We start from the raw sequence: 15,975 nt of genomic DNA on the forward strand, positions 1-15,975 counted from the left end.
TTTAGCTGTAGTTAAGGACAAGGTAAAAGCCATAGCCGGCGAAAGCTAAGCCCACCAGTAAGAGCACTAGCTGGGCCACCCAAGTAATTTTCTGCTTGTAGAAGGAGTAGGCCCCACCCAGAAACATCATGCCCACCGTCATCAGCAAGAGGCCAGAAGTACTTGCAGACATCCCTATTACTCCTTACCAGCTAGACGGCCAGTTACCGGCAAGGCACTGATCCAGTTCCGCAGGAGCTGGATTCCAGCCTCCCCAGATTTTTCGGGGTGGAACTGGGTTGCGCTGAGAGGGCCGTTTTCTACCGCCGCAATAAAATCAACGCCGTGCTTGGCCCATGTTACCTGCGGAGGAAGCATAGCCTCGTTGTTCTGATCGAAGTTCCACTCCTGAACACCGTAAGAATGCACAAAGTAGAAGCGTTCATGTTCGATACCCGCAAAAAGGGTGCTGCCTGCCGGAGCCTTGACGGTATTCCAGCCCATGTGCGGCACTACGGGTGCTTTAAGGAGTTCCACGGTGCCAGGCCACTCCCCCAGACCCTGGGCTTCAATCCCGTGCTCAACACCTTTTTCAAACATGACCTGAAGGCCAACGCAGATACCGAGGACGGGGCGACCACCGGCAACACGCCTCCCAATCATGCGGATAGCGTCTGCATGGCGCAGCCCGTCCATCACAGCCTTGAAAGCACCTACGCCCGGCACTACCAGGCCGTCGGCCCCAAGTACGTCTTCCTCAGCCCGCGAGAGAATTACCTGCGCACCGGCTTCTTCAAGAGCGCGAACGGCTGAGCGGACATTGCCCGCGCCGTAATCAAGGACGGTTACTGTAGGCTTCTGCTCAGCACTCATGAGAGCGCCCCCTTGGTGGAAGGAATACCAGAGTGGCGGGGATCGGGCTCAACTGCCTGGCGCAGGGCACGGGCCAGAGCCTTGAACTGGGCTTCGGCAATATGGTGCGGATCCCGACCGCCGAGCAGGGTGATATGCAGGCAAATACCGGCGTGGTAGGCAATTGCCTCAAAGACGTGCCGCACCATAGAACCGGTAAAGTGCCCGCCAATCAGGTGGTACTCGTAGCCTTCGGGTTCACCGGTGTGCACCAGGTAGGGGCGCCCCGAAATATCGACGACAGCTGAGGCAAGAGCCTCGTCCAGGGGTACGGTAGCGCTGCCAAAGCGGCGGATACCGGCCTTATCGCCCAGCGCCTTGCCTAGTAGCTCGCCTAGCACAATCCCGGTGTCTTCAACGGTGTGGTGAACATCGATATGGGTATCACCGGTGCACTTTATCGTCATGTCAATCAGTGAGTGCTTGGACAGAGCGGTAAGCATGTGGTCATAGAAGGGCACGCCGGTATCAATGTCGGAGACCCCGGTGCCGTCAAGGTTAATTTCAAGGCTGACCGAGGACTCGCTGGTCACACGCTCCATAGATGCGATTCGGGGGCCGATTCCGGTTGATGTAGTGGTGGGTACTGCCATAATTGCCTCTTTGCTGTGGTTAAGGTTCAAAAGTTTCGATATATGTGCTCAGATGCTCCAGGAAGGCGCTGGTTTCCGCCTCAGTACCGGCGGTGACTCGTAGGAAGCCGGGAATACCGTTATCGCGCACCAGAACTCCGCGTTCGAGCAGATAGTTCCAGGCAGCTTTTTCGTCCTTAAGTCCACCGAAGAATACAAAGTTGGAATCCGAGACAGCCGGGGCCAGTCCGAGTTCTCGCAACCGGTTGACAATGCGATCGCGCTGGCTACGGATGTCATCGACATTGCCTAGAAGTTCAGTCCGGTGTCGCAGGGCTGCAATAGCGGTTGCCTGGGTGACTGCTGATAGGTGGTAGGGCAAGCGCACCAGGCGAACAGCATCTGCTATCAGAGGATCGGCGGCAAAATAACCCAGCCGAGCACCGGCTAAGGCGAATGCTTTGCTCATGGTACGAGTGACAATCAGGTTACGACGGCCCGGCAGTAAGGTGAGCGCGGTCTGAGTACGGTCCTGGGCAAACTCTGCGTAGGCTTCATCGACCACGACGATACCGTTATAGGTTGAAACCGCATCGTAGACGGCCTCAATAACATCTAACCCCAAGCCCGTTCCGGTGGGGTTATTGGGTGAGCAAAGAATGACGATGGTGGGGCTGTGTTGTTGAATCTGTTCAACAGCCGACTCTGCACTCAGAGAGTAGTCAGCGGCTCTGCGCCCAGCAATAAAAGCTGTGTTGGTTCCATCGGCCAGAAGCGGGTACATGGAGTAGGTCGGGACGAAGCTCATGACGCTCCGGCCGGGCCCGCCAAAGACCTGCATAATCTGCTGAAGGATCTCGTTGGAACCGTTAGCTGCCCAAACCTGGTCAGGGGTCAGGCCGTGGCCCAGGTAAGCAGATAGTTCAGCACGCAGGGTATCAAATTCACGGTCCGGGTAACGGTTGAGGGTGACTGCCACTTGGGCAACCTCACGCGTAATAGCCTCCACAACTTCTTGAGGCATGGGGTGCGTATTCTCATTAACGTTGAGCGTTACCGGCACATCGATCATGGGCGCGCCGTAGGGTGAGCGGCCACGCAGGTCATCACGCAAGGGCAGGGCATCAAGGCTTTGAGTAGTATCAGTCACCCCCCTAGTGTATCTACTGGGCTCCGGTTCCCGCATTTTTATCCCGAACTCTGAGGGGAATTACTTAGTCTTGGCTCTATTTACTGTAAACGGGCACTTCAAGCACCTGTCCGGGCTCTACCTGGGCGCTCCTTAAATCGTTGATTTGCATAATGCGATTGACGACGTCACGGCTGTCCTGCCCCGGGGCGACCTGCTGGGCGATAGTCCAGAGGGAGTCACCGTGGTAGACCCTAACCATCTGACTTACGGGCGCTTCGGAATAGCTTGTGCTGCTCTTGGCCTGGGTCGGGAAAGCAAAGGTGAAGGCACCCAAGACCATGAGGGCTGCCAGCGTGAGTAGCGGTAGTCCGCGAAAAATTAGCCGCCCCCTCCGGGTAAGGCGGAAACCCCCGCGCTGAGACACACGGGAACTATTTTTGGTTGCCGAAGCAACCTGGTAGCCATTCTGCCCAGCTTCTAGAGACTCCAGCCCCCGCTTGGTAGCGGGCAAGGTGGGACGGTCAGCGTGGGCAACTTGCCGCTGAGCGGCTCCTTTGATTCTCCCAGAGGAGCTGGCGTTCGCCCCCAGGTGCCCGGCACAAGGGCTAAGGGGAGCATATCGAATACGGTAACGAGGTTGTCGAACAGAACCCGCCGAGACAGCTTCGGAGGCAGTTGATCGGGGAACGAAAGTAGCTGCCTGATCAAGGGGCTTCTTCAAAGAAGTACGAGCCATAAACTCGGGCAGTGCGATAGTGCTCATAAGTCTTTCTCCTGATTCATGCTCAGACACCCACATCGAATGCCTGTTCTAAAATTGATTCGTATATATGTTCTATCAGAAAAATCGAACAGAGTCGAGAAAAATTAGAACAAATGTTTGAATAAGCTGCTGGCTTGGCATAGTCTTAGAAGACCACTTCATAAGTACACAAGGGGTGGCTGACACTTTAAGAACCGATAAGAGACGAGACACCGTGAGCGAACGAACCCCGCAGACTCCGGCACCCCTTTCCCTTAAGGGCGCTCGCCCCCTGACAGCGCGCCAAAAGAAAATTCTTGACGCAATATCTACCGCAATTGACGAGTACGGTTATCCGCCCTCTATGCGTGAGATTGGCGATATTGTGGGGTTGGCTTCGCTCTCTTCTGTCACCCATCAGCTCTCCCGGCTTGAAGAGATGGGATACATTCGCAGGGACCCCAAACGGCCACGCGCTATTGAAGTACTCACAGGTGAAGAGCCGCTCGAAGAGCCAAGGCCTGAGACCAGCGTCATTACCCTGCCGGTGCTTCCCACCTTTGCTCAGAATGATGAGAACGTAGCTACCGTCCCCTTGGTTGGACGCATTGCCGCCGGCGCACCAATTGCCGCAGAACAGGCGGTCGAAGACGTCATGACTCTCCCGCGTCAGCTGGTGGGCCAGGGCGACCTCTTCATGCTTCGAGTCAAAGGTGACTCCATGATTGATGCCGCTATCTGCGACGGTGACTGGGTGGTGGTTCGTGCTCAGAACACTGCCCAAAACGGTGAAATTGTAGCGGCCCTCCTCGATGACGAGGCAACGGTTAAGACCTTCCGCCAGCGTGATGGGCACACCTGGCTGCTACCTCAGAACACTCAGTACGAACCCATCCTGGGTGACTCAGCAACCATCATGGGCAAGGTCGTCTCCGTCCTGCGTAGCCTCTAGAGCGAATCTGACAAAGCGAGCATTTTATTAGCTCAAGAGTCTGGGGCCAGAATCACCATGATTCTGGCCCCAGACTGTTTACTCTGCCATCCCTGATTAGGCTTCTTGGCTTTCAAGGGCTTCATGCAAGCGCTGTAAGGCGCCTACCACTACGTCCTGGCGGGTAGTAGTCCAAAAAGGTGGTAGCGATTTGACCAAGAATGACCCGTAACGCTGGGTTGCAAGTCGAGAATCCAGCACAGCAACCACACCGCGATCATGCACAGAGCGAATTAGGCGACCGGCTCCCTGGGCCATACGCACCGCCGCATGAGTAGCTGAAACAGCCATAAAACCGTTGCCGCCGTGACTTGCAACTGCCCTGGTCCGAGCCTGTGATAGCGGGTCGTCGGGGCGTGGGAAAGGGATTCTGTCCATAACGACCAGACGGCAAGAGTCGCCGGGCACATCAACGCCCTGCCACAGGCTCATGGTTCCAAAGAGGCAGGCATGGGTGTCTTCGGTGAATTCCTTGACCAGGGCCCGCAAGGACGACTCCCCCTGCAAGAGCACCGTGAGATCAGTTTTTTCTCGAACATACTCAGCGGCAAGTTCAGCACCCCGTTTAGAGGAGAAGAGCCCCAGGGCACCGCCACCAGATGCCGTCACTAACTCCACCAGCCGGTCCAGCTGTTCCACCGAAACACCCCGGCCGGGTTTAGGCAGGTCAGAAGCGATATACAGCACCCCCTGTTTAGGGTAGTCAAAAGGCGAGCCAACATCGATACCGTCCCAGCGGGGGGAGCCCTGCCCCATGAGGCCCAGCGAACCGGCAGTAGCGTCAAAAGACTCGCCCACGGTCAGGGTCGCGGACGTCAGCACCACGGTGCGATTATCGAAAAGGCCTTCGCGCAGATAGCCTGCAACAGAAATCGGGGCGATGTTGAGGGTGGCAGGGTCATCTTCAGCCGCCGCTAGGTAGCCTCTGCCCGGCTCCCAGGAGCCGGTACGCGATACCCAAATGACCTGGAAGTTGGGATCTGCGGTCAGCATCTTTTCGGCAGTTTCGTGTACTTCGGTCAGGCTTGCCCGCACCATCTGACGGCCGGCATCGGCATCTTTATCGCCGCTCTTGGTGTCTGTTATGGCCTGACGGGCAGCATCGCGTACCCTTTCCATGGCGGCGGCAACACGTTCGGGCAGGCCCCTGGTCATGAGCTCGGCGGGAACACCGTTGAGGGAGTCATCGAGAGCCAGGGCGGCTTGTTCAAGGGCGCGGTGGTCAGCGTCGGTGTGGCGTTTGAGGCTCCTGGCCACCTTGGTGATGTTGGCCGGGGAAAGTGAACCTGTCACGGCACCTGTGACTCGGTCTGCGAGCTCGTGGGCCTCGTCGATAATGGCGATCTCGTGATCCGGCAGGACAGCCGCTCCCTCAAAGGCATTAATAGCTAGCAGGGCGTGGTTAGTAATCACGATGTCGGCATCTGCCGCCCGTGTCCTGGCATTTTCGCTGAAACATTCTTCGACCAGCGGGCATTTCTTGCCCAAGCATTCGGAGGCTTTTACCGATACCTGCCGCCACGCTCGGTCGCTGACCCCGGGTAGGAGTTCGTCACGGTCCCCGGTTTCTGTGGTCTGGGCCCAGGAGCGCAGGCGAACCACTTCTTCCCCCAGTTTTCCGGCTGGCCCTACAGAGCCAGTCTCGGTGTCCATATCGAAGAGCGCCTCCCCGTCATCGTCTGGGTAGCCGCCTTCGAGTTTGTGTAGGCAGAGGTAGTTGTTCCGCCCTTTGAGAATAGCCACATCGGTCTGGTGTTCTGGTTCATCGCCCAGGGCTTCAAGAAGCCGGGGAATATCGCGGCTAACGATCTGCGACTGAAGCGCCAGTGTTGCTGTGGCCACAATAATGGGTTTGTCGGAGTGCTGGGCTGCGCTCAGAGCTGGGACCAGGTAGCCCAGGGACTTACCGGTGCCGGTTCCTGCCTGGACCAGTAGATGCCGGTCACTTTCGAGCGCGCGGGCCACATAGGCGGCCATTTTTCGTTGGCCGGGTCGGATTTGGCCGCCACTACGGGCGATAACGGTGTCCAGAAGTTTGAGAACAGGCTGGGCACCGGGCAGGGTTTCAAGTTCCTGCCCGGTGGGTGCGGTGATGTCTTGGGTCATACTCGGACGGTCTCCACCGCTCCTGCCGCAACTGCTTGGTCAATTTCTGGCTGCAGGATTTCCAGTAGGTCAGCGTCCAGGGCATAGCCTGCCAAATCGGAGGCTACCTGGTCACGCACCAGGGCGTGGACGTAGGTACCGTCAGAGACAAAGGCAGTGCAGAGAATTTCGGCGTCCCACTCGTGTAGGCGGGAGACAACCCCACCTTGGGCGTAGGGAATAAGCAGGTGTAGTTCCAGCGATGGACGCGGGATAGTCTCGGCAATTTTTACTTGGAGCTCCTCAATCCCCTCACCGGTGCGAGCGGAGACCACAACATGGCTGGGTTCGCGCTGGCGCAGGCGCTCGATGACGAAAGGATCGGCGGTATCGGCCTTGTTGAGCACAATAATCTCGGGAATGTTCTGTGCTCCCACCTCGGTAATCACCTGGCGGACCGATTGAATCTGCCCCTCCGGGTCGGGGTGGGAGACATCGACCACGTGCACAATGACATCTGCGTCGGCGACCTCTTCAAGGGTTGAGCGGAAGGCCTCAACCAGCTGAGTAGGCAGAGAGCGCACAAAACCTACGGTATCGGAGAGGGTGTAACCTACCCCATCGGGAGTCTGGGCCTTACGTACGGTGGGGTCAAGGGTAGCAAAGAGGGCGTTTTCGACCAGGACGCCGGCGTCGGTGAGCCTATTGAGCAAGGAGGACTTTCCCGCGTTGGTGTAACCGGCGATAGCAACGGAGGGCACCCTGTTGCGTTTACGGTTGAGACGCTTGGTTTCGCGGGTAGGTGCCATGGCGGCGATTTCGCGCTTAAGTTTAGCCATACGGGCGCGCAGTCGGCGGCGATCCAGTTCGATTTTGGTTTCACCGGGGCCGCGAGAGCCGATGCCCTCGCCCCCTGCGGCACGGCCACCGGCCTGGCGGGACAGGGAGGCGCCCCAACCGCGCAGGCGAGGGAGCATATATTCGAGTTGGGCTAGCTCAACCTGGGCTTTACCCTCCCGAGATTTAGCGTGCTGGGCGAAGATATCGAGAATCAGCGCGGTCCTGTCGATCACTTTGACCTTGACAATATCCTCAATCGCGCGACGTTGGGAAGGCGCTAGCTCTGCATCGACAATGACAGTATCCGCGCCAGTAGCTTCAACAATATCCTTGAGTTCAAGCACCTTACCTGAGCCCAGGTAGGTGCCGGGATCGGGTTTAAGACGGCGCTGTACCAGGCCATCAAGCACTTCGGAGCCAGCGGTTTCTGCCAGCGCGGCCAGCTCACGCAGGGAGTTTTCGGCTTCAGCTAGGGTACCTTCACTCCACACACCGGCCAGGACGACTCGTTCCAGGCGGAGCTGGCGGTATTCGACTTCGGTAACGTCATCGAGTTCGGTGGAGAGGCCCGCAACGCGGCGCAGAGCCCGACGTTCTTCAAGGTCCTGCTGATCACCGTCATAGGATGAGTGTTCGGGCTGGTTGTGGGAGAGCTCTCGGGCTCGCTGCCCCAGGAGGTTACCGGTTGAGCTAGAGGCTCGGCCCAGTACTCGATCTACCGTCAGGCGTAATTGCTCATCGGAGGGTAGCTTCGGTTCCTTGCCGGGGCGTAATGAGTCGGCCATAGTGCCTTTCGTTTAAGAATCAATCGTCCCTACAAGTTTAGCGTGCGGCGTCTAAGGTGAGTAGTAGTGCCGTAGAATGAGGGCTTATGAGCACCAAAACACACTATTTTTCTGAAGAACCCGCAGGTGACTTTGCAACTAAACCCCTCACCGTGGAACTGGCAGCAGATAAAGTCCAGGTGCTCACAGCCCCCGGAATTTTTAGCCCCGGCGGTGTCGATAAGGGCACGCGGATTCTGCTCGATGAAGCCCCCGCGCCCGAAGGAACACGCCTGCTTGATATTGGGTGTGGCTGGGGGCCTATTACCCTGACCCTGGCCATGTTGGCACCTGAGGCGCAGGTCTACGGGGTGGAGGTCAATCCACGCGCTGCCCAGCTCACCCAGATGAACGCTGAGCGGCTGGGGCTAAACAATATTAGGGTGTCCTCCCCCCAAGCCCTGGATAAGTCGCTGACCTTTGACACCATCTGGTCTAACCCTCCTATTCGGGTAGGTAAAGAAGTCCTGCACGAGATAATGCAGACCTGGCTCCCCCGTCTTTCCCCCGGTGGGAACGCCTACCTGGTGGTGCAGAAGAACCTGGGCTCCGATTCACTGCAAAAATGGCTGGTGCAGACTTTCCCCGGCCTTGAAACCAGCCGTTATGCCAGCTCTAAGGGCTTCCGTATTATCCGGGTTCACCGCCCATAAAACGGCAGGACTTACAAGTGCAGAAGAACCGGCCCCGCATATCAGGCGGGGCCGGTTCTTTGATAAAGTTCTTGGGTTCTTAGCCCAGGAGGATTTTCCCGGTCATAGCGGCAGGGCCGGCCAGAACAACATGCTCTAGATCATCGGGACCCAGCACAAAGGTAACAGCCAGGGTGCCACCGGGTACACGGACCAGCCACTCGTCGGGTGCATCTTCCCCACCCCAGAAGCGGGTGGCTGCAGCAGCCGCACAGGCACCGGTGCCGCAGGAAAGTGTCTCCCCCACTCCACGTTCGTGCACGCGCATACGGATTGAGCCGATGTTCTCGGTAGCGGGGTCACCGTCTTCAGCAGAAATCTCTTCGGGGACCACAAATTCAACATTGGTGCCCTCGGGCGGGAGCGGTGAAACCTTGGGTGCATCATACAGGTTCAGACCGTCCAGCTTGCCGTCAGTACCTAGCATCACCACGGTGTGAGGGTTGCCCATGCTGATGGAGAGGGCACCGCGCGGTGTCCGTAGCCCCTTGGCTGTCACCTGCGCATCGGTGCCGTTATCGCGGGCCATATCACCGTTAATAAAGCTCCAGGGGCCCATATCAATGGCGTAGCCTGTCTCGGTACGCCCCACAGTCTTTACACCCGCACGGGTGGCAATCAGGAGCCGCTCACCGTACTCAAGCTGAACAAGGTTCTCCGCAATCAGGTAGTCCACAAAAGCGCGTACACCGTTACCGCACATCTCGGCGATAGATCCGTCGCCGTTGCGGTAGTCCATGAACCAGGTAGCCTCGGGGTATTCCTCGAGCAGGTGAGCCGCAAAGTCCAGGTTTGCTGTTTTGACAGCGCGAATGAAACCGTCGGCACCAATACCAAAGTGGCGGTCAGCGACCTTGGCAACTAGCTCGGGAGTAAGGTCCAGCTCAGCCTGAGGGTCTGTCACAAAAATAAAGTCGTTACCGGTAGCCTGCCCCTTGGTCAGGGTCTTGCCGGTCAGGTCTCCCCAGGGGGCGATTTCTTGAGTGTGGGTTGCCACAGCTAGTGCCTTTCCATTGGGCTTGGCCGCTCTCGGGCCTCATATCTTCTTTTAGTCTAGTGCCTGCCTGCCCTAAGAGATGTGCCTTAGGGCCAGGTCAAGTTTGCGTGGATCAGACCATTCCAGCCAGTGCACACGGGGGTCTGCCCTAAACCAGGTAATCTGACGGCGGGCAAACTGCCGGGTGGCCGTTACGGTATCTTCAAGGGCCGAATCCACCGAGTATTCCTGCCCCGCGGGCAGCAGGCCCCGTGATGAGTCCAAAGCCTTAAGGAACTCCCGGTAGCCAATAGCCGCTGAGGCAGTTTTACCCTGACGTAAGCCCTGGGCTTCGAGCCGTTGGACTTCTTCGAGCAGGCCTTTCTGCCTCATAGTGAGCACCCGATCGTGCAGACGCCGGTGTAGCTCAGCACGGTCACCGCTCAGCCCAATTTGGAGAGCCGGTTGGTAGTAGGTGCGTCTTGGCATGAAGGAGGAGAAGGGGCGGCCCGTCACCTCGTACACTTCCAGTGCCCGCACCAGGCGGCGGTCATCCTTTACCCGGTCAGCTGAGACAGGGTCTACCTCGCGCAGGCGGGCTAACAAGGCCCCAGGGCCCTGCTGAACGAGCTCCGCCTCAAGGCGAGCGCGAACAGCGGGGCAGGTTTCGGGGAACTCCAATACGTCCAGGGCCGCCCGCACATACAGGCCGGAACCACCCACCAGAATCGGGTACTTGCTCCGGCTCCTAATCTGGTCAAAGAGTTGGCGGGCTTGGCCCTGGAAAACAGCAACGGAGGCTTCTTGGGTCACATCCAAGATATCGAGCAGGTGGTGTGGCACACCCCGCATCTCTTCTGCTGTCAGCTTGGCAGTGCCAATATCCATACCCCGGTAGAACTGCATGGAGTCAGCATTGACGCACTCCCCACCTAGTTCCAGAGCCAGCTCAATGGCCAGGTCACTCTTACCGCTACCGGTCGGGCCTACCACAGCAATCACGGGTAGCTGGCCGAAGTCGCAGTGCCCGCCCTGTTCTGCTGGACCGGGTCCAAGGTTGGTTTTCTGAACGGGCCTGTTCATGAGAGCGCTGATTTTTTAAAGGTGGGGAAACCCAAGGAAACCGGCGAACCGGGGACCTGGGTGGTCCCGGTACCGCAGGAATCGGCCTGAGCCCGGTCCCAGGCGTCCCCGGCGCGTGAACGGCGCACCGAATACTGCTCGGGGGCGGGGTCAGAAATCAGGTGAAAGGAACCGGCCTCGGTGATAGGCAGGGTAACCAGGTCACCGGGGCGGGGCAGCTGGCAGCCCTCAGGTACGGAAAAATGAACTAGGCGTTGGTCGCGGGCACGACCAGAAAGCCGGTTGGTCTGCTCAGCCTTACGGCCAGATTCAGCGGTCACCATCAGCTCAACGGTCTTACCCAGTTGCTTACGGTTCTCCTGGCCCGCGATCCGGTCCTGAAGAGCGGTCAGCCGCTCATAGCGTTCCTGCACCACGGCCTTGGGTACCTGGTCAGGCATAGTGGCAGCAGGAGTACCGGGGCGAATCGAATACTGGAAAGTAAAGGCAGAAGAGAACCGGGCCGCCTCTACCACGCGCAGAGTCTCCTGGAAGTCTTGCTCGGTCTCGCCGGGGAAGCCCACAATAATATCGGTGGTAATCACGGCCTCGGGGATGCGCTCGCGGACCTTGTCCAAAATCCCCAGGAACTTGGTGGACCGATAGGAGCGTTTCATGTCCTTAAGCACCTTATCGGAACCCGACTGAAGGGGCATGTGGAGCACCGGCATGACGTTCGGAGTCTCGGCCATCGCCTCGATGACGTCATCGGTAAACATGGCGGGGTGAGGTGAGGTAAAACGCACACGCTCTAGCCCCTCAATCTCACCGCAGGCACGCAGGAGTTTGGAGAAAGCCTGGCGGTCGCCAAAGCCCACACCGTAGGAGTTCACGTTTTGACCCAGCAGGGTAACTTCAATAGCACCGTCATCGACCAGTGCCTGAACCTCGGCTAGGATCTCGCCGGGGCGGCGATCTTTCTCTTTACCGCGCAGGGAGGGGACGATACAGAAAGTACAGGTGTTGTTACAGCCCACGGAGATTGAAACCCAGCCGGAGTAGACATGGTCGCGTTTGGTGGGCAGAGTGGAGGGGAAAACCTCAAGTGATTCGAGCAGCTCAGCCTGGGCCTCCTGGTTGTGACGAGCGCGTTCAAGCAGAGTAGGCAGGGAGCCAATGTTATGGGTGCCAAAGACAACATCAACCCAGGGAGCCTTCTTCAGAATGGTGTCCTGGTCTTTCTGCGCTAGGCAACCGCCCACCGCAATCTGCATCCCCTCGTTTTCGCGTTTGACGGGAGCTAACTGGCCCAGGTTGCCATAGAGCTTGTTATCGGCGTTCTCGCGGACAGCGCAGGTGTTAAACACCACCAGGTCGGGGGTGCTTCCCTCAGTGGCAGGAAGGTAGCCGCTGGCTTCGAGCAGACCGCTCATACGTTCGGAATCGTGCACGTTCATTTGGCAACCAAAAGTACGTACCTCGTAGGTACGGGTTTTGGTCTGTGCTTGGGGCTTTTCGGGGTTCACGTCAATACTCACTCCACTAGATTACTCGATAGGCCATAATGGGCACTATGTCAGCTCTGCCTTCCGCCTCATTCTTTTGGTCACTTGCTCAGCGCGCTTCGGCAGGTTATTGCCCGCAAGTGACCGAGCAGGACGTTAGTTCGCCCCGATTTCTGCAGCTTCTGGCTTGGCTCTTGAACCAGGCAAGCAAAGCCTTGGCTGCTTGCCCAACCCATGCCCAGATTCTCTCTGCCGGTATGCGTTCGGTAGTTATTAGGGTGCGGTTTAGCCCCGGCACGGTGGATCTGCCGGGGTTGGGTGAGGTGCCCAGCGTCATCCTCAAATACTTTCGGCGCAAAGACTCAGCTAGCAATTCTGGTGGCTTTGGGTATCTGAGGGAGAAGCATGGGTTGGGTGCACTGGATGCCCTGGTACCGGGCCTCTACACCCGTTTGTTGGCGGCCGACGATGCTAGCCGACTCTTGATTCTTGAAGACATTAAGAGCGATAGTTTTTCTTCCGTCAGCTTGGGTGAGCTTCTGCTGTCCTCCAGAGCGGATACCACGTCCCTGCAGGTACTGGATGCCTGGGCCTTTACGTGGGCTAACATTCTTGGCTCCCCGGCGCAGGCTACAGCCCAAGAATCCTTTGCTGAGGCTTTAGCAGAAGCTGATCCACAGGCTACTGCACCGGGGTCGATACCCTCACCCCAGCTTGCCTTTAAGGGGCTAGCTCTCCTAGCTAAAGCCAAGGGGGTAGCCCTAGATTCTGAGGAGTTCGAGCTGTGGCAGAAGCAGGTAGGGAGCATCATATCCCCAGAGCCAGGCGATGCTGTCTTGTCTTCGGGGGATTTTTCTCCGGCCAATTTACTCCTACCGAGCAGGGATTATCTGACGGGTTCGGGGAATAGCCGCGACCTATCAGCTAATCCTGTTTTTCCCTTGGTTCGCGCAGTTCGAGCAATTGATGCAGAGGGTAGTTGCATACACCACTGGGCACTACCGGTAGCAGAAATGATGCTAGGTTTCCCGTCATGGCCTAAGGGCCCAGTCAGCACGGCCTTGGCCGGGCACGAGAACTGGCAGCTAGCTACCCAAAAGTTTTATCGGTTAGTTGCCCCCTACCCCCACACCGACGTGTACCAGTCTCCGGCAGTGCGTTCAGCAGTACTGACGATTCAGGCAGTCCTAGCTGAGCAGTTGGCATAAGTAGTTTTTGACCGATTCCAAGCAGAGGCTGAAACACTGCTAGATATGCTCATCTTCCTATCTTTTGCCCACTTGTTTGCGGCCCTCCTGCTCTTCGTCCTGGGGCTTATCTCAGGCCAAGCGCTAAGACCTTCTTCCCCTAGCTATTCCCAGTAGTTGAAGCTGCCCTCTGTATTTGCCCCCATCTGTCGCGCATAATTCTCCACTTCTTCCCGAACCACCCCAAAAGCCAGACCTGCCGGGTAACCCTTACGGCCCAACATGGCCACCAGGCGGCGCATCACCCTATCCCGTTCCGCGCGGTCCGCCAGGTTCATAGAGGGCCGCAATTTCTTACGCACCAGCTCGTGCGCATCAGCCCGCTCATCCTCCTCGGTCCTGTGCTCTAAAGCAGTTTCTGCCTGCTCGCCCTCAATCCCTTTAGCTCTAAGCTCCCTACGGATAGCTGACCGCGACAACTTTTTAACCTTGCTCCGCGAGCGCACAAACATCTCAGCAAACTCGGCATCATTGATGAGGTTAACCGCCTCAAAACGGTTCAGAATATCCTCAATGACCTCTGCCGAAATTTCTTTCTCCGCCAGCTTGCCTTCGAGCATAGCCCGGGACTTAGGTGCCGCCGCTAGCTGGTTGAGCACAATGTTCTTGGCACGGCTAAATTCACTCTCCGGCTCAGCCTGCCCACGACCCCGGCCACCTGGCATAGGTGTGAGGCCCTGGACCAGCAGTTCAGCAGCACTCACCGGTTCATTAAGGCTAGAGCCTTCCCTAAAAAGCGGGATACTCCGTTTCCCGCTTGACCGCTTCTCTTGGACGTCCTCCTGGTGTGCACCGATTGCAGGGGCAAAGGGTGAGCGGGCCGCATAGCGGGCCGGTGGCTTACGGAAGCCCTTTTTCAATTGGGGATTCCGGCGGTGCCGGTACTTATCTAGCTCTTCTTGCCGGCCCTGCCTATTCACAGCCCTAGCTGTGTTGTCAGCTGAGTCAGCAGTATTCCCGGCGCCACCGGTGTAGGGAGTACCCTGCCCCTGCATAACAGACAGGTAACTATCGCCGGGGCGGTCTTCACTCAGCCCCTGCGCGGCGGGGTGCCAGGACGGGTATTCCTCGGGGCTCAGAAAATCTGTATCAGTCATTGGTCCTTGGGGCCTTCTTCTGCGGAAGAGAATACAAAGTTCTCTAGCTTAGGGGCAAGCTCTATCTATGCTGAAAGGCCGCTACCGCCGAGTTGGCGGTAGCGGCCTACCCTGGGAAAGTCAGGTTAGAAGTTCTCGGAGATATCGTCCAGAGGATCGACTGAAGTGCTGGGTTCTAGCTCTTCCGTCTCTTCTTCCTCAGCTTCAATGATGCCGAGCTTGACCATGGTCTTATACTTAATTTCTTCGGTCAGCTCGGGGTTATCCTTGAGGAAACGACGAACGTTTTCCTTACCCTGGCCTAGCTGGTCACCCTCGTAGGTGAACCAGGCGCCGGACTTCTTGACCACGTTGTGGTCAACAGCCAGGTCAAGGATTCCACCTTCAACCGAGATACCCTCACCGTAGAGAATATCGAATTCGGCCTGCTTAAAGGGCGGAGCCATCTTGTTCTTGACGACCTTGGCGCGGGTGCGGTTACCGATGGGGTTAGCGCCGTCCTTAAGAGTCTCAATACGGCGGATATCGATACGCACCGACGCATAGAACTTGAGCGCCTTACCACCGGTGGTGGTTTCGGGTGAACCGAAGAAAACACCGATCTTCTCGCGAAGCTGGTTGATAAAGATAGCGGTGGTGTTGGTAGAGGCCAGACGACCGGTAATCTTACGCAGAGCCTGGGACATCAGGCGAGCCTGCAGACCCACGTGGGAGTCACCCATTTCGCCTTCGATTTCAGCGCGGGGAACCAGGGCGGCTACGGAGTCAACCACAATGATGTCGATGGAGCCGGAGCCCACCAGCATGTCCATAATTTCCAGGGCTTGCTCACCGGTATCAGGCTGGGATACCAACAGGGCATCGGTGTCAACACCCAACTTGGCTGCGTATACCGGGTCCAGAGCGTGTTCAGCATCGATGAAGGCGGCAATGCCACCCTGCTTCTGAACGTTGGCAACCGCGTGCAAGGCAACCGTGGTCTTACCGGAAGACTCAGGGCCGTAGATTTCCACGACACGACCGCGAGGCAGTCCACCAATACCCAGGGCGGCGTCCAGGGCAAGCGCCCCGGTAGAAATAGTTTCAACCTTGGTGGCTTCCTTGTCACCCAGGCGCATCACTGAGCCCTTGCCGTAGTTCTTATCGATCTGGGCAAGAACAGCTTCAAGTGCCTTTTCGCGGCCTTCAGCCGGAACCTGACCTACGGACTGCATGCGAGTTTTCGCTGCCATACATCTTCCTCATTTCTTATCGCGGAGCCGGTTTTCCTTCTGGTCTCCACGGTAATACGGGTGGCTGACACTTTAGGGAATAGGCCG

At 57.7% G+C, this 15,975-nt stretch carries 14 protein-coding genes and 1 pseudogene; 3 read left to right on the forward strand and 12 right to left on the reverse strand.

Features of this window, described 5'->3' with window-relative positions:
* Position 1 precedes the first annotated feature (1 nt).
* The 5 genes from ACN080_RS04625 to ACN080_RS04645 form a co-directional block, all read right to left on the reverse strand.
* Entirely contained in the window at positions 2 to 172 is a 171-nt protein-coding gene (locus ACN080_RS04625; protein ID WP_419100160.1) for a hypothetical protein, read from the reverse strand.
* Between the two features lie 5 nt (positions 173 to 177).
* Positions 178 to 852 carry an imidazole glycerol phosphate synthase subunit HisH gene (hisH, locus tag ACN080_RS04630; protein ID WP_419105138.1) on the reverse strand — a complete coding sequence of 225 codons (675 nt, stop codon included), beginning with the start codon at positions 850 to 852 and terminating at the stop codon, positions 178 to 180.
* Positions 849 to 1,484: an imidazoleglycerol-phosphate dehydratase HisB gene (gene hisB, locus ACN080_RS04635; protein ID WP_419111396.1), complete on the reverse strand. Its 636-nt coding sequence runs from the start codon at positions 1,482 to 1,484 to the stop codon at positions 849 to 851. The genes hisH and hisB overlap by 4 nt, the downstream gene beginning before the upstream one ends.
* 19 nt (positions 1,485 to 1,503) lie before the next feature.
* Positions 1,504 to 2,613 carry a histidinol-phosphate transaminase gene (locus ACN080_RS04640; RefSeq protein WP_419113166.1) on the reverse strand — a complete coding sequence of 370 codons (1,110 nt, stop codon included), beginning with the start codon at positions 2,611 to 2,613 and terminating at the stop codon, positions 1,504 to 1,506.
* A 76-nt stretch (positions 2,614 to 2,689) separates the two neighbouring features.
* The gene (locus ACN080_RS04645) at positions 2,690 to 3,358 is read right to left on the reverse strand and encodes a LysM peptidoglycan-binding domain-containing protein (RefSeq protein WP_419113167.1); all 669 of its coding nucleotides are present in this window, start codon (positions 3,356 to 3,358) and stop codon (positions 2,690 to 2,692) included.
* Between the two features lie 271 nt (positions 3,359 to 3,629).
* On the opposite strand from ACN080_RS04645, the pseudogene lexA reads away from it, so the two are divergent.
* A pseudogene (gene lexA / locus ACN080_RS04650) lies at positions 3,630 to 4,289 on the forward strand (transcriptional repressor LexA); the annotation flags it as partial.
* A 96-nt stretch (positions 4,290 to 4,385) separates the two neighbouring features.
* On the opposite strand, the gene ACN080_RS04655 reads toward lexA, so the two are convergent.
* Positions 4,386 to 6,434 (reverse strand): ATP-dependent DNA helicase, encoded by a 2,049-nt coding sequence (locus ACN080_RS04655; protein WP_419113168.1) that lies wholly within the window; start codon positions 6,432 to 6,434, stop codon positions 4,386 to 4,388.
* A complete protein-coding gene (gene hflX / locus ACN080_RS04660) occupies positions 6,431 to 8,038 on the reverse strand; it encodes a GTPase HflX (protein ID WP_419113169.1) in 1,608 nt (535 codons plus the stop codon). Before hflX ends, ACN080_RS04655 begins: the two co-directional genes overlap by 4 nt.
* Before the next feature lie 86 nt (positions 8,039 to 8,124).
* On the opposite strand from hflX, the gene ACN080_RS04665 reads away from it, so the two are divergent.
* The gene (locus ACN080_RS04665; protein WP_419113170.1) at positions 8,125 to 8,730 is read left to right on the forward strand and encodes a class I SAM-dependent methyltransferase; all 606 of its coding nucleotides are present in this window, start codon (positions 8,125 to 8,127) and stop codon (positions 8,728 to 8,730) included.
* Between the two features lie 79 nt (positions 8,731 to 8,809).
* Here ACN080_RS04665 and dapF read toward each other — a convergent pair whose 3' ends face one another.
* The 3 genes from dapF to miaB form a co-directional block, all read right to left on the reverse strand.
* A complete protein-coding gene (gene dapF / locus ACN080_RS04670) occupies positions 8,810 to 9,766 on the reverse strand; it encodes a diaminopimelate epimerase (RefSeq protein WP_419105144.1) in 957 nt (318 codons plus the stop codon).
* 72 nt (positions 9,767 to 9,838) lie between these two features.
* Positions 9,839 to 10,828, reverse strand: coding sequence for a tRNA (adenosine(37)-N6)-dimethylallyltransferase MiaA (gene miaA, locus ACN080_RS04675; RefSeq protein WP_419113171.1), 990 nt, complete (start codon positions 10,826 to 10,828; stop codon positions 9,839 to 9,841).
* Positions 10,825 to 12,345 (reverse strand): tRNA (N6-isopentenyl adenosine(37)-C2)-methylthiotransferase MiaB, encoded by a 1,521-nt coding sequence (miaB, locus tag ACN080_RS04680; RefSeq protein ID WP_419100170.1) that lies wholly within the window; start codon positions 12,343 to 12,345, stop codon positions 10,825 to 10,827. Before miaB ends, miaA begins: the two co-directional genes overlap by 4 nt.
* A 35-nt stretch (positions 12,346 to 12,380) precedes the next feature.
* Between miaB and ACN080_RS04685 the strand changes: the two genes are divergently transcribed.
* Complete coding sequence (locus ACN080_RS04685; RefSeq protein ID WP_419113172.1) at positions 12,381 to 13,520, forward strand: hypothetical protein; 1,140 nt, start codon at positions 12,381 to 12,383, stop codon at positions 13,518 to 13,520.
* Positions 13,521 to 13,663: 143 nt separating this feature from the next.
* Here the strand turns inward: ACN080_RS04685 and ACN080_RS04690 are convergent, their stop codons facing one another.
* Both ACN080_RS04690 and recA read right to left on the reverse strand, forming a co-directional pair.
* Positions 13,664 to 14,656, reverse strand: a complete 993-nt coding sequence (locus ACN080_RS04690; protein ID WP_419113173.1) for a regulatory protein RecX — start codon at positions 14,654 to 14,656, stop codon at positions 13,664 to 13,666.
* A gap of 125 nt (positions 14,657 to 14,781) precedes the next feature.
* Positions 14,782 to 15,888: a recombinase RecA gene (gene recA, locus ACN080_RS04695; RefSeq protein ID WP_419100173.1), complete on the reverse strand. Its 1,107-nt coding sequence runs from the start codon at positions 15,886 to 15,888 to the stop codon at positions 14,782 to 14,784.
* Between the last annotated feature and the right edge of the window lie 87 nt (positions 15,889 to 15,975).

The sequence above is a fragment of the Rothia sp. CCM 9416 genome (assembly GCF_048513535.1).
Taxonomy (GTDB): Bacteria; Actinomycetota; Actinomycetes; order Actinomycetales; family Micrococcaceae; genus Rothia.